At 47.2% G+C, this 12,038-nt stretch carries 16 protein-coding genes; all 16 read right to left on the bottom strand.

Translation table 11 applies throughout. The features are described from left to right. Window positions 1–138 precede the first annotated feature (138 nt). Window positions 139–1,029, bottom strand: a complete 891-nt coding sequence (locus tag C5I45_RS07890) for a polyprenyl synthetase family protein (RefSeq protein WP_014305396.1) — start codon at window positions 1,027–1,029, stop codon at window positions 139–141. After that, complete coding sequence (locus tag C5I45_RS07885; protein ID WP_007408352.1) at window positions 1,019–1,273, bottom strand: exodeoxyribonuclease VII small subunit; 255 nt, start codon at window positions 1,271–1,273, stop codon at window positions 1,019–1,021. The genes C5I45_RS07890 and C5I45_RS07885 overlap by 11 nt, the downstream gene beginning before the upstream one ends. Beyond that, on the bottom strand, window positions 1,270–2,616 hold the full coding sequence (gene xseA / locus C5I45_RS07880; protein WP_025852868.1) for an exodeoxyribonuclease VII large subunit: 1,347 nt from the start codon (window positions 2,614–2,616) through the stop codon (window positions 1,270–1,272). Before xseA ends, C5I45_RS07885 begins: the two co-directional genes overlap by 4 nt. A gap of 123 nt (window positions 2,617–2,739) precedes the next feature. Next, a complete protein-coding gene (folD, locus tag C5I45_RS07875) occupies window positions 2,740–3,591 on the bottom strand; it encodes a bifunctional methylenetetrahydrofolate dehydrogenase/methenyltetrahydrofolate cyclohydrolase FolD (protein WP_003153164.1) in 852 nt (283 codons plus the stop codon). Window positions 3,592–3,602: 11 nt separating this feature from the next. Next, window positions 3,603–3,995, bottom strand: a complete 393-nt coding sequence (nusB, locus tag C5I45_RS07870; protein WP_003153163.1) for a transcription antitermination factor NusB — start codon at window positions 3,993–3,995, stop codon at window positions 3,603–3,605. A gap of 264 nt (window positions 3,996–4,259) precedes the next feature. Continuing rightward, window positions 4,260–4,667, bottom strand: a complete 408-nt coding sequence (locus C5I45_RS07865) for an Asp23/Gls24 family envelope stress response protein (RefSeq protein WP_003153156.1) — start codon at window positions 4,665–4,667, stop codon at window positions 4,260–4,262. A 21-nt stretch (window positions 4,668–4,688) separates the two neighbouring features. Beyond that, window positions 4,689–6,041 (bottom strand): acetyl-CoA carboxylase biotin carboxylase subunit, encoded by a 1,353-nt coding sequence (gene accC / locus C5I45_RS07860; protein ID WP_003153154.1) that lies wholly within the window; start codon window positions 6,039–6,041, stop codon window positions 4,689–4,691. Window positions 6,042–6,055: 14 nt separating this feature from the next. Beyond that, complete coding sequence (gene accB / locus C5I45_RS07855) at window positions 6,056–6,535, bottom strand: acetyl-CoA carboxylase biotin carboxyl carrier protein (RefSeq protein ID WP_003153152.1); 480 nt, start codon at window positions 6,533–6,535, stop codon at window positions 6,056–6,058. 153 nt (window positions 6,536–6,688) lie between these two features. Beyond that, a complete protein-coding gene (locus C5I45_RS07850) occupies window positions 6,689–7,339 on the bottom strand; it encodes a SpoIIIAH-like family protein (protein WP_003153150.1) in 651 nt (216 codons plus the stop codon). Window positions 7,340–7,342: 3 nt separating this feature from the next. Further along, window positions 7,343–8,035, bottom strand: coding sequence for a stage III sporulation protein AG (spoIIIAG, locus tag C5I45_RS07845; RefSeq protein ID WP_024085595.1), 693 nt, complete (start codon window positions 8,033–8,035; stop codon window positions 7,343–7,345). Continuing rightward, on the bottom strand, window positions 8,028–8,648 hold the full coding sequence (gene spoIIIAF / locus C5I45_RS07840; protein ID WP_003153146.1) for a stage III sporulation protein AF: 621 nt from the start codon (window positions 8,646–8,648) through the stop codon (window positions 8,028–8,030). The genes spoIIIAG and spoIIIAF overlap by 8 nt, the downstream gene beginning before the upstream one ends. 16 nt (window positions 8,649–8,664) lie before the next feature. After that, complete coding sequence (spoIIIAE, locus tag C5I45_RS07835) at window positions 8,665–9,873, bottom strand: stage III sporulation protein AE (RefSeq protein ID WP_003153145.1); 1,209 nt, start codon at window positions 9,871–9,873, stop codon at window positions 8,665–8,667. Between the two features lie 33 nt (window positions 9,874–9,906). After that, complete coding sequence (gene spoIIIAD / locus C5I45_RS07830; RefSeq protein WP_071392571.1) at window positions 9,907–10,296, bottom strand: stage III sporulation protein AD; 390 nt, start codon at window positions 10,294–10,296, stop codon at window positions 9,907–9,909. Window positions 10,297–10,308: 12 nt separating this feature from the next. Beyond that, window positions 10,309–10,515: a stage III sporulation protein AC gene (gene spoIIIAC / locus C5I45_RS07825; RefSeq protein WP_003153142.1), complete on the bottom strand. Its 207-nt coding sequence runs from the start codon at window positions 10,513–10,515 to the stop codon at window positions 10,309–10,311. Window positions 10,516–10,537: 22 nt separating this feature from the next. Continuing rightward, window positions 10,538–11,053: a stage III sporulation protein SpoIIIAB gene (spoIIIAB, locus tag C5I45_RS07820; RefSeq protein WP_003153126.1), complete on the bottom strand. Its 516-nt coding sequence runs from the start codon at window positions 11,051–11,053 to the stop codon at window positions 10,538–10,540. Further along, window positions 11,047–11,970, bottom strand: coding sequence for a stage III sporulation protein AA (gene spoIIIAA, locus C5I45_RS07815; protein WP_107994313.1), 924 nt, complete (start codon window positions 11,968–11,970; stop codon window positions 11,047–11,049). The genes spoIIIAB and spoIIIAA overlap by 7 nt, the downstream gene beginning before the upstream one ends. Window positions 11,971–12,038: the final 68 nt, after the last annotated feature.

Genomic DNA, 12,038 nt, shown 5'->3' with positions numbered 1-12,038 from the left:
ATCAACTCACTTTCAGCATGAATTTCTGCAAATTAAACAGTGTCTTTTTGAAAAAAGAAAAAGACTCCCTTTGTATTTTCATCGAAACTGCTTACATTTTACCATAGGAGCGGCAGCCCCTTCAAATCAGGACCGTTTTTAATGATCTCTCGCCGCGATTAAATCACAGAGGTCATGCAGCAGTTCTTTCTGAAGAGAAAGGCCGCTGATGATCCGTTTCGCCTCGCTGATATGATACGCCAGCTTCTCTTTCGCGCCTTCAAGCGTTAAAAGCGACGGATACGTTGACTTTTCATTCGACGTGTCTGAGCCGACCGGTTTGCCGATCTTCTCCTCATGCCCTTCAATATCAAGGATGTCATCTCTGATTTGAAATCCGATGCCGATATGGCTGCTGAACAGACGCAGCTTTTCGACTTCATCCTCCGGCGCATCTGCCAAAATGGCGCCCGCCGTCACAGAAAAACCGAGGAGCTTGGCCGTTTTCCGCTCGTGGATGGATTCCAGCTCCTCAAGCGTTATCCGCTTTTGTTCCGCTTCCATGTCGGCAGCCTGCCCGCCGACCATTCCTTCCGTTCCTGCCGCGCTGATCAGCTCATCGACGAGACGGAGCCGTTTTTCTGCTGAAACCGCCTCAGACACGTGGGATGTGATCAATTTAAAGCTTTCTGTCAGAAGCCCGTCTCCGGCCAATACGGCTGCCGCTTCTCCGAAGACTTTATGGTTTGTGGGCTTTCCCCGGCGCAGATCATCATCGTCCATGCAAGGAAGATCATCATGGATTAAGGAATACGTATGAATCATTTCGACAGCGCATCCGACCGGAATCCCGTCTTTTTCATCTTTTCCGTAAGCATTCAGAACGGCTAAGACGACGAGGGGGCGCAGCCTCTTTCCGCCCGCTTCCAAAGAATACAGCATAGATTTTTTGAGGATTTCAGGCATCGCAAGCCGTTCCGTATACAAAGAAAGCTGCTGTTCAATCAGTTTTTTGCGCGATGCTAAAAATGCGTCCAGTTTATTTGTCACCTTCGTCTTCCTCCTGAACGCTGAAAGGTGCAAGTTCGCCGTTATCTTTTAAAATAAAGTCCATTTGCTTTTCGACATGCTGAAGCTTTTCATGGCACATTTTTGAAAGGGCCATCCCTTCCTGAAAATAATTAATCGCCTGCTCAAGCGGCACGTCTCCTTCTTCAAGCTTTGCCACAATGCCTTCAAGGCCTTTCATCGCCTCTTCAAATGTCAGCTCTTCACTTTTTTTGGTTTCTGTCATTTTCGTTCGCCTCTCTTTTGCAATACTTCACACGTCAGAACGCCGTCTGTCATCTTTACTTCAAGCGTATCATTTTGTTCGACTTGATCAACGCTTTTGATCAGCTCTTTATCTTTATAGGCCAGACTGTATCCTCTCTCCATCACCTGAAGGGGACTTAATGCATTCAGTTTACCAAGAACCGTCTGAAACTGCGAATGAAGCTGCTTCAGCTGGACATTCATGCTTCGGGCGAGCTGATTTGAGCGCTCCTCGTACCGTTTTTTCGCCTGTTTCAGCTGGGTTTCAGGGTGGAGCGCCGTTAATCTGTACGTATTCCGCTCCAGCTGCCTTTGTTTCCTGTCCGTAAGCCCTGTGAGCTGTGATTGGAACTGCTGATACAAAAGATCAAACTGCTGTTCCTTTTGGGTATACAATCGTTTCGGAAAACGGAACGCGTAGGATGACTGGAGCGATAGAACCCGTTCTTTTTTCTTGCTGATATGCTGCTGCATCGCTCTTGTCAGCCGGACTTCCGCCGTTTTTGTCCGTTCCATTAAGTCCGTCGTATGGGGGACGGCAATTTCTGCCGCTCCTGTCGGCGTTGCCGCCCGGATATCCGCGACGAAATCACTGATTGTAAAATCCGTTTCATGTCCGACGGCTGATATAATCGGAATGGCGGAAGCAAAAATCGCCCGGGCTACGATTTCTTCGTTAAATGCCCACAATTCTTCGATCGAGCCCCCTCCCCTTCCGACGATCAGGACGTCACACATTTTTTGTGCATTGGCTTCTTCAATGCGCTTCACAATCGATCTGCTGGCATTTTCACCTTGAACCAGCGCGGGAAGCACAATGACTTTCACAAGGGGGTATCTTCTTTTGAGTGTGGTAATGACGTCTCTGACGGCTGCTCCCGTCGGTGACGTGACGACCCCGATCGTAGCCGGAAAAGCGGGGATGGCCTGCTTATGCCGGTCATCAAACAACCCTTCGCCGGCAAGTTTTTTCTTTAATTCTTCATATGCTAAGTAGAGCGCCCCCACACCGTCCGGCTGCATTTCTTTCGCGTACAGCTGATAGCTTCCGCTCGGTTCATAGACGGAAATGCCGCCTCTTACGATGACCTTCATTCCGTCCTCGGGCTTAAACGCAAGCCTCGAACTTTGTCTTTGAAACATGACGGCCTGCATGCGGGCATGCTCATCTTTTAATGTAAAATAGATGTGGCCTCTCGTATGAATTTTAACATTGGAGAGCTCACCCTTAATCCAAATGTCTTCAAGATGAGGGTCCACATCGAATTTTCGTTTAATGTATTTGGTCAGCGCGGAAACCGTGACATATGCCGCTTCACTCACATCCTGCACTCCTTTCATAAAGGCTTTTTGCCCTAAACTAAGAAAACCCGCTCTGGCTGAAAGGAGCCTTAAGAAGCGGGTATCGTGCTCATTGTCACACTTTTTGTGACTGTCTCCGGTTATCTATGATAACGTACGTCTGGCAGATTTAACAGTATTATGCGCAAGCATTGTGATGGTCATCGGACCTACTCCGCCCGGCACCGGCGTAATGAAAGATGCTTTTTCTTTCGCTTCATCAAACTGAACGTCTCCGCAGAGTTTTCCGCTTTCGAGACGGTTGACGCCGACATCAATGACAATGGCGCCCTCTTTGATTTGATCGGCTTTGATGAAATTCGCTTTACCGACCGCTACCACAAGAATATCTGCTTTTTTCGTATGCTCAGACATATTTTTCGTGCGGGAATGGCAATATGTGACGGTCGCGTTTTCGTTCAGCAGCAGCTGGCCGACCGGTTTACCGACAATATTGCTTCGTCCGACTACAACAACTTCTTTGCCGGAAAGATTTACGTTCGTCTTTTTCAATAACTCGACAATTCCGTGCGGCGTGCATGGAAGAAATGTATCTTCGCCAAGCAGCATTTTCCCGACGTTGAGAGGGTGGAAACCGTCAACATCCTTATCGGGAGAGATCCGCTCGATTACGGCTTTTTCAGAAATATGATCCGGGAGCGGCAGCTGGACGAGAATGCCGTGGAATTCCGGATTTTGATTATACTGATCAATCACTGTTAAAAGCTCCGCCTCGGTTAAGCTTGAGTCAAAGCGGTCAAGCTTAAATTTCATTCCCATTGTTTCAGCGGCTTTTTTCTTGCCTGTCACATATGAAACAGAAGCGGGATCGTCTCCGATTAAAATGACCGCCAAACCGGGCACTACGCCTTGTGCTTTCAGCTCTTCTACTTCTTTTGCCAATTGTTCGCGTTTTTCTTTAGCCGTTTCTTTTCCGTCGATGATTGTTGCAGTCATTTTCTTTCCTCCTATGATTCGATATCAGTTTTAATGTTAGAAAGAACCCCGTTTACGAATTTTGCAGCTTTATCGTCGCCGAACCGTTTTGCCAGCTCGATTGCTTCGTTTAATGACACGTTAGCAGGAATGTCGTCAGTATAAACCATTTCATACACCGCCAGACGCAGGATCGCGCGGTCTACGTTTGCAATCCGGTCAAGCTTCCAATTGACGAGATGGCCGGAAATCATTTCATCAAGCTGAACCTGATGTTCGATCACTCCGTACACCAGCTGTTCAAAGAAGGCATCTGTTTTTTCACCATCAAGCGCGTGCTCAATGGCCTCGTTCGGTGCAATATCGCTGACATCAATCTGAAAAAGTGCCTGCAAAGCTTTTTCTCTAGCTGTTCTTCTTTTCATTTTCTTTCTCCTTCAGATCCGCTTTATCCGCTTGTCGTTAAGCTTAAAGAGATCATAACATATTTTTTTCTCAATCGCATGTCGAAATTTAGGTTTTTTCACCCTAATGCCGAATATTTTCACAAACCGTATTAATTTCATTCGGATTTCACAGCATGAAGAAACTCGGCTGCCGTTTGTAAGCCGGCTTTCTTCATGCCTGAAATGACGGGAAACGTATAAAAAACCAAAGGGCTGCCCATCCCCTTGGTTTTTATACGCTCATTACATTTCTTCGTCGATTTCGACTTCTTGGGCTTTCGTGTCAAATTGAATGCCGACGATATGAATATTGATTTCATTAATGGTCAGAGACGTCATGTTTAATAAGGTTTGGCGGATATTCTCCTGAACGCTTGCCGCCACTTTCGGGATCGAGATCCCGAATTGAACGACGCAATAGACGTCGATGGTAATCCCGTCATCGGCTAAATCGACCTTTACGCCTTTACCGTGATTGATTTTGCCGAAGCGTTCTACGACGCCGGTGGCGAAATTGCCGCGCATTTCAGCAACTCCTTCAACTTCGGAAGCGGCGATGCCGGCAATGACTTCAATGACCTCAGGAGCAATTTCAACCTTGCCTAAATGAGCCTCGTCATGATCCATTTTAAGCACACTGTTGTCTTCCATTCAATTCACCTCCCGCAAAAATTATGAGCCCATTACATCATATGTTTCTAAAAACTTTGTATTAAACTCTCCGCTGACAAATGTTTCGTGTTCAAGCAGTTTCAGATGGAACGGAATCGTCGTTTCAATACCTTCAATCACGAATTCGCTCAGCGCGCGTTTCATCCGTGCGACTGCCTCATCACGCGTTGTTCCGTATGTGATGACTTTAGCAATCATACTGTCATAGTACGGCGGGATCGAATAGCCGGGATATGCGGCTGAATCCACGCGTACGCCGAGTCCGCCCGGCGGCAGGTACATGTTAATTTTACCGGGTGAAGGCATGAAGTTTTTCGCAGGATTTTCAGCATTGATGCGGCATTCAATCGCCCAGCCGTTAAATTCAACGTCTTCCTGTCTGAGCGAAAGCTCCTGTCCGGATGCCACTTTGATCTGTTCTTTGATCAGATCCGTTCCCGTCACCATTTCTGTGACAGGGTGCTCTACTTGAATACGCGTGTTCATTTCCATGAAGTAGTAGCGCTGTTCTCTGTAGTCATAAATGAATTCTACTGTGCCGGCTCCCGTGTAACCGACGGCCTTCGCTGCTTTTACCGCAGCTTCGCCCATCTGCTCCCTGATTTCAGAATCAAGCGCAGGTGACGGTGACTCTTCAAGAAGTTTTTGCAGACGTCTTTGGATAGAACAGTCACGCTCTCCGAGATGGATCGTGTTTCCGTAATTATCCGCAAGCACCTGAATTTCAACATGGCGGAAATCTTCTATGTACTTCTCGATGTACACACCCGGATTTCCAAATGCCGTAGCGGCTTCCTGCTGGGTAATCTCAATGCCTTTGATCAGTTCTTCTTCTGTGCGTGCGACCCGGATGCCTTTTCCGCCTCCGCCCGCAGTGGCTTTTATAATCACAGGATACCCAATTTCACCTGCAAGCGAAACCGCTTCTTCGGTATTTTTTATGATTCCTTTTGAACCGGGCACAATCGGCACGCCCGCCAGCTGCATCGTGTCGCGCGCGATATCTTTTGTTCCCATTTTTGAAATGGCGTCAGCCGTAGGGCCGACAAACGTTATGTTCAATTCCTCGCACAGCTCGGCAAAGTCGGCGTTTTCAGCTAAAAACCCGTATCCCGGATGAATCGCATCCGTGCCGGTCAGCTTTGCGACGCTGACGATGTTCGTTACATTTAAATAGCTTTCTTTCGATGTTTTCGGCCCGATACAAAAAGCCTCATCGGCCATTTGGACATGCAGGGCGTCTTTATCTGCCTCAGAATAAACGGCTACAGTTTCAATGCCCAGCTCTTTGCAGGCCCGGATGATTCTGACGGCGATTTCTCCTCGGTTGGCGATCAATAGCTTTTTAATCATAATAGCAGGTCTCCTTACTCAGCTTTTACAAGAAATAGAGGTTGTCCGTATTCGACCAGCTGGCCGTTTTCAACTAACACTTCAACGATTTCTCCTTTTACTTCGGCTTCAATCTCGTTAAAGAGTTTCATTGCTTCTACGATACAAACAACTGTATTTTCGCTCACTTTTGAACCTTGGTTTACGTAAGGGCCGGCTTCCGGCGATGAAGAAGCATAAAACGTTCCGACCATCGGAGACGTAATTTTGTGCAGGTTTTCGTCTTGTTTCGGCGCTTCCTGAACAGGAGCGGCTTCATGCGCTTCCGGTTTTGCAGCCTGCGGAGCAGGTGCGTAAGCGGCGGGAACGGCTTGAGCTTGTCCCGTTACATTCACTGCCGGCGCTTCATTTTTTTTCAGTTTGAGGCTTACGCCTTCGATTTCGTAAACGAATTCGTCGATGGAAGATTCATCGATTCTTTTTATCAGTTCATGAATTTCGTTGATTTTTAACATCAGTTTCCACTCCTATGTATAAAAAATAGAAATTTATGGGTTGCTACTAAAAGTACATACTATGTTTATCTTACAGGAGCGCTTGTGTAAATTCAACACTGATCTAAAATGACATCAGAAAAGCCCGCAGCGGGTGCGGGCGGTGGAGATCTCTTATTTTGTCGGTTCAAACGTGACGGCGACGTCTTTCATCGTCTTGATTTCTTTTTCCACCAGGTCAATGATAGCGGAAGCTTTTGCGTTTGAATGTTTGTCAGACATGACCGTAATGTTGATTTTGTCTCCTTCAGCATCCACGAGCGCATCTTTGTAGCCTTGTGTTTTAATCAGCGTTTCCAGCTGTTTTTCCGTCCCTTCAGCATTGCTCAGCGCCGTCATTTTATCGTAGGCTTCGCTTTTTTCCTTTGCGGTCGCATCATCGCTTGAAACAATGCTGTTTAACTGTTCCCTTTCTTTGCTTCTTGCGTCTTCAAGTTCCATGCGGTATGCGGTAAATAAGTTTTCATCAGCTGTTTCTGTAGCGACCGATCCGTCTTTGTCCGATGCTTCGGCTGATGTTTCTTTATCCTCTTTTGTGCCTTTAGAATCTTTCGTTCCTTTTGTTCCGTCTTCTTTATCCGTGCCGCTTCCGTTCTTATCTTTCGTTTCAGGAGCCGGCGTTTTTTCAGTTGCCACTTCTCCGCTGCTTTTTTCGCTTTTCATCTGCACGGCATTTTTGCTTTCCGGCGACATAATATAATAAACACTTAATACCACGACGAGACTGAGCATTGTTAAAAGCCAAACCGTTTGTTTTTTCAGCATGATTTATGAATCCTCCTTGATTTTTTTAGGGGCAACCGCTACACGGTAGCTCGGAACATCAAGCACCCTTGTGACGGCATCAATGATGGTTTTTTTTATTTGAACGTTGTCCACTCCCTGAGCGACAACGAGTACACCGCGGATATCGGGCTTTCTCGTCTGGACGACGACCGGGGTTTCCTGATCCCCGTTTCGAATCATGACAATTTGTTCTTCAGAGGTTTGATCGGTTACGCTTCTTTTGCCGCCTTCTTTATCGGTTTCTTCGGTGGTGGTGTCTTTTTTCGTTTTATTTTTCTCAAACACTTTCAAAGATGTTGCGTCTACGTTCACGACAATTGATACATCCTCCACGCCGATAATCGTTTCAAGGATTTCTTTCAGCTGGTTTTCATAGTCTCTTTCATAATCATCGATCGTGTTTTTGGCGCTGCTGTCTTTCGATGCCTTAAAAACGGGTGCGCTTTTTTGCCCGCTTTTGTCTTCCGTTCGGCCGGACATGACGGTCTGCGCCGCTTGGTCCTTCCCGGTTTTCTCCGGTGAAGAGAACAGCTGGCTCACCAGCATAAAAGATACTCCGAGCACAAACACGAACAGAAAGTAATGATATTTTGTCAGTTTTGGTTTTTCTCCGTCTTTCGCCTGTCCGATCATCAGCTGTTTTTTGAGTATGGTCCATAGTCCGTTTTTATTCATGGCCGTTTTTCTCCCCGCCTTCCATATAAACCGTAATTTTCTCACTGCCGATTTCCCATATATCCGCAAGTTTTTCTTTGATGTCTGCGGCCTCTTTTTTGTCGGCTGCGCCTTCCGGTTCGTATTTGCGGTCTGTGCGGATGTCGATCGGTGCGACGGTTTGCACGGTTTTTTCAGAAGATGGGGCCATATACACGCTGATCGTTTTTACATCTTCTTCTGAACGAACCTGTTCTTCCGCTGTAAGGCGGATGTCGTCTATTTTGTATTCGTCATGACTGAACATCTCCTCCGCTTTCTTTTTTAGTTGGACAGCCATTTCTTCTAAAACATATGCGCGGTTTGATGCTTGTATTTCTTTTTTTTCTGATTTGATTTGATTTTTTATATCAGCGGATTGAGATTGCTCTTGTTTTGTCAAATAATCGAAGATGATTTCCGGGTCTGTTTTGAAAAGTTTGAAGATCGGGTTGAGCATGACAATGATTAACAGCAGGCTGACAACCATCTTGGCGTATTTTTGCATACTGGAGCTGGGCAGCAGCATGTCGATGACGATGGCGAATAAGATAAACAAAATAATGCTTGTCAGCCATTCTGTTAAAAAGCTCATATCCAATGGGCCTCCTTTATTTCATCATCATGGTGAGGTTGCCTGCTGTAATAATGACTGTAATACTGAGGAAAAACATGAGAGAGACGATGGCGAGCGCCGCGAAAATATACAGCACGCTTCTGCTGATGACGCCGAGGCACGTAATGACGGGCCCGCCTCCGAGCGGCTGCAGAATAGCGGCCGCGAGCTTATAAATAAAAGCGAGCGAGAGCACTTTGATCGCCGGAAACGCGGAGATGCAGATCAAAATTCCGACTCCTAGGATTCCCACGGTGTTTTTTAATAGGAGCGATGCGCTGATGACCGTATCCGTCGCATCCGTAAACATCCGGCCGAGCACGGGAATAAAATTGCCTGTGATAAATTTTGCAGTCCTGAGCGTAATCCCGTCCGTCACGGCAGCCGAAGCCCCCTGTACGGAGATGACGCCGAGAAACACGGTGAGAAATACGGCAAGCGCGCCGATCGCGATATTTCTGAGCAGATTGGCAAGCTGCGTGACTTTATATTGATCCGTCATCGTGCTGACGATGCTTAAAATCGCTGACAGGAAAATAAGCGGCATGACAATGTTTTGAATGAGAAGGCCGCTCGTATTCATCAGAAATAAAATAACGGGGTGAAAAAAAGCTGCGGAGACGGCTCCCCCGGAAGACGCCAAAAGCGCGAGTAAAAGCGGGATGAGCGCGAGAATAAAACTTGTCATCGTCTGGATCGCTTCACTGGCATAATTGACGGCAACATGAAAGCTGTTTAAAGCGAGAATAATCAGCACCATGTAGACGATTGCATAAGCCACTTTGCTGACAGTGCTCTGCTGAAACGCATTTTGCAAAAGCTGCAGAATGACACAAAAAATGGTGAGAAGAATCAAAGTTCCCAGAAGCTTTCCGTTTGCGAGCACTTCATGAAACAAGTATGAAAATAAAGCCTTCAGCCATGCCTCCGGCGAGAACGTTTTTTCACCGTTAATAAAGTCGATGATGCTTCCCTTTTGGCTTTCAGGCAGAAGACCGCCGTATTCTGTCATGATGTCGTCCCAAAACTTTCCGATGCCTTCTGTTTTCAGCGCTTCGGCCTGCTTTTTCGCCACTTCATCAGCGGATTCTTGGTGAACTGCGGTTTCCTGCGACGCACCGTCTGTTCCGGCAGCTTGTACACATTCAGTCTGAAAAAATAAGAGGATGAACAAAAAAGCCCCCGCCCACCGAAAGCGCTTCATTTTTTGTGCCCCCCCTTTCCATTTTATTGATGATCAAGAAGGAATAAGTCCGAGAATCGTTTCAATAATGACGGTGAGTATCGGCACGGCCATTACCAGTATCAAAATTTTTCCGGCCAGCTCTATTTTCGAAGCAATCGCTCCCTGGCCCGCATCCTTTGTCAGCTGCGCACCGAATTCAGCGATGTAGGCGATGCCGATAATTTTTAAAATGGTTTCCACATAGACCATATTGACATTTGCATTGACGGCTATTTTTTCTATCATTCTGATAATGTCGTAAATCTGATCGATGAGATAGAGAAAGATCACGCAGCCGCTGAAGACGACAATCATAAACGCGAAAGTCGGTTTCTGTTCTTTTACGATCAGGGAGAGAAATGTGGCGATCAGGCCTAAACCTACAATTTGAACAATCTCAATCTGTAAGCCCCCCTATCCTTGGAATAGAAACACAGCTTTGATCTTTTTGAACAGGTCATCGACAATCGTCGCCACCATAAATAAAATATAGATAAAGCCAAGCAGCGTCACCCATTGGGCGTATTCTTTTTTTCCCATTTGGTCAAGTATGGTGTGCAGAAACGCAACCACGATACCGACTCCGGCGATTTGAAAAATGACATTTACGTCGACTCCCATTTTATGTTTGCTCCCCTCATGTTTACATCAATAGAAGAATGAGTAACAGTCCGGCTAAAAATCCTAAGCTTTTCACCATTTTTTCATTTTTCGCCTGCGCCCGTCCGGCATCCGCTTCCGCCGCTTCCAAATGTGTAAGCGCAAGCTTGATATGTTTCTGCTGAGAAACACGGTCATGGAGCCCGAGCGTCTCTCCGAATTGCTTCAGCACATCGTATTCGCTTTTTTTCATCGCCATGGAGGGCCAGTTATGTTTCAAGCTCTGTTCCCAGGCCGTTTTGGCGGAATCGCTTCCCTGCTCAAGCCTCCTGCTGAAAGCTTGAAACAATGACGATACAGGCTTGGAAAGCTGTGCGGCGATTTGTCCCGAAGCTATGTGCAGCGGCGTATGCCCGAACATGATTTCCGCTTCAAGCGATTGCAGCGCCGCGCGCAGCTGACGGATCTGTCTCGGCCTTTCAATATACATTTTGGCGATCTCAAATCCCGTCCATGTCGTCGCTGTCAGAATGAACACGGCACCCAAAAGCTTCAGCATGTCATCACGCTTTCAGCATGCGGAACAGGTTCCCCGTCCTTTCCGTACATCCTGCTGATCGTTCCCGGACCGCGGCGTCTTGACAGTTCAACATACCGGTCAAACACGTTTTCCTCCCAAAGCATTTTCAGCGACGGCCTCTTGACCAAGTCTTTCATATTCCATCCGTGCGCAGAGACGATAACGGATACGCCCGCATGGAGCGCCTCCATCAGCGCTTGTGAGTCTTCCATTCTGCCGATCTCATCCACAATTATGACATCAGGACTCATAGAACGGATCATCATCATCAGCCCTTCCGCCTTCGGACAGGCATCAAGGACATCGACTCTGCGGCCGAAACTGTGCTGGGGAATGCCCCGCAGGCAGCCGGCAATTTCCGACCGTTCATCTACGATACCTGTCTTTTTTGCCGGGATGCGTTTTGATCCGGTGCTGGAAAGCCGGGCCAAATCACGAAGCAAGGTCGTTTTCCCCGTTTGCGGAGGACCGATGATCAGCGTGTTCAGCCAGTTTTCTTTCCATAAGAAAGGAATGAGCGGTTCTGCGATCCCCAGCTTCTCCCGGGCGATTCGGATATTAAAAGAAGTAATATCCCGGAGTCCTTTGACGGCTCCGTTTTCGACGATGACTCTTCCGGCCAGCCCCACACGGTGGCCTCCTCTGATTGTGATGTATCCTTTTTTCAGCTCTTCTTCCAGCGTGTACATACTGTAGTTGCTGAGCCGGCTGAGGATCAGCTGTGCGTCGCCGGCCGTACACACATATGACAAATACAAAGGTTGTCCTTTTTGGATCAGTTCAACCGGCCTGTCGACCCGGATTCTGATTTCTTCTGTATCCCGCCTCGCTTCTTCGGGCACGGCGGAGATGGCATCTCTCAATAATTCAGGGAGAAACTCTGTAATTTCATTCAATAGAGTCCCCTCCTTTTTACCGATTGGCTTCTTTAAAATGTATGATCCGGGACAGACTTTATGACACC

Origin of the sequence: Bacillus sp. ZY-1-1 (assembly GCF_003047165.1) — a bacterium.
Taxonomy (GTDB): Bacteria; Bacillota; Bacilli; order Bacillales; family Bacillaceae; genus Bacillus; species Bacillus velezensis.
Note: the sequence above shows the minus strand (reverse complement) of the source record. Positions and strands in the feature narration are given on the sequence as shown.